This window comes from Sphingobacterium shayense (genome assembly GCF_013179575.1).
Classification (GTDB): Bacteria; Bacteroidota; Bacteroidia; order Sphingobacteriales; family Sphingobacteriaceae; genus Sphingobacterium; species Sphingobacterium shayense.
The window spans coordinates 1-939 of sequence record NZ_JABMCQ010000340.1 but is presented as its reverse complement, the minus strand read 5'-3'; the positions used below and the strand labels follow the sequence as shown (position 1 = coordinate 939).

The 939-nt window shown below is 33.4% G+C and carries 2 pseudogenes; both read right to left on the bottom strand.

From position 1 onward, the window contains the following. A pseudogene (locus HP439_RS19235) lies at window positions 1-350 on the bottom strand (ammonium transporter); the annotation flags it as partial. Between the two features lie 267 nt (window positions 351-617). Beyond that, window positions 618-939: pseudogene (locus HP439_RS19230) on the bottom strand (UDP-N-acetylglucosamine 1-carboxyvinyltransferase); the annotation flags it as partial.

The window sequence follows — 939 nt, the reverse complement described above, 5'->3', positions numbered from 1 at the left end:
TTGAACATAAAAAAACTAGCAGGATTACCTATAAATCCGTAAATAGAATCCCCAAACACTAAACTGAATCCAAAGACAATCCAAATAACGGCTATAACAGCCATGCAAATGAAACTTTGTAACATTGTAGAGATTACATTCTTTTTCTTAACCATACCTCCATAAAAATAAGCTAGGCCCGGTGTCATTATCAAAACCAAGGCTGTAGAGGTTAGCATCCAAGCTACATCTGCAGGATTATATACATATTCATCGGCATTTGTAGGTAAAGATGGATTAAAAAAGGCGACAATAACAACAGCCACCATAATAAGAAAAGGAAATAACGATTTTTTCTGCTCCGTTGACATAATATTTATAATTTACAATGCAATTATATACAAAAAACACAAGAAAATATCATTTTTGTTAAAAAAAACACAAAAACAACAATCAAATACCCAACAATAAACAAGAAATCCCAAAACAATAGGCGATAAAAGCACAAAAGACAACAAAAAAAAGGGTTGACATAAAGTCAACCCAAAATAAAATCAAAAACTAATGTTACTTCAACAATTTGAAAAAGATTAAGTCAAAAAAATCAATAGAACTCGTTTAGCGTTCTCCTAAATTGTTTAATGCAACGGTTTAGCATCTACCCGCCTAATTTCCGCACCTAATGCTTTAAGTCGTTCTTCAATATCTTGGTATCCCCGTTCAATTTGATCTATATTATAGATGATAGACTTTCCTTGAGCAGAAAGCGCAGCAATTAATAAAGAAACACCAGCCCTAATGTCAGGCGAAGTCATTTCAATTCCGCGAAGTTTAGTTTGATTATTAAGACCAATTACGGTCGCTCTATGTGGATCGCAGAGAATTATTTGGGCGCCCATATCGATCAATTTGTCCACAAAGAACAATCTACTTTCAAACATCTTCTGATGGATAAGAACA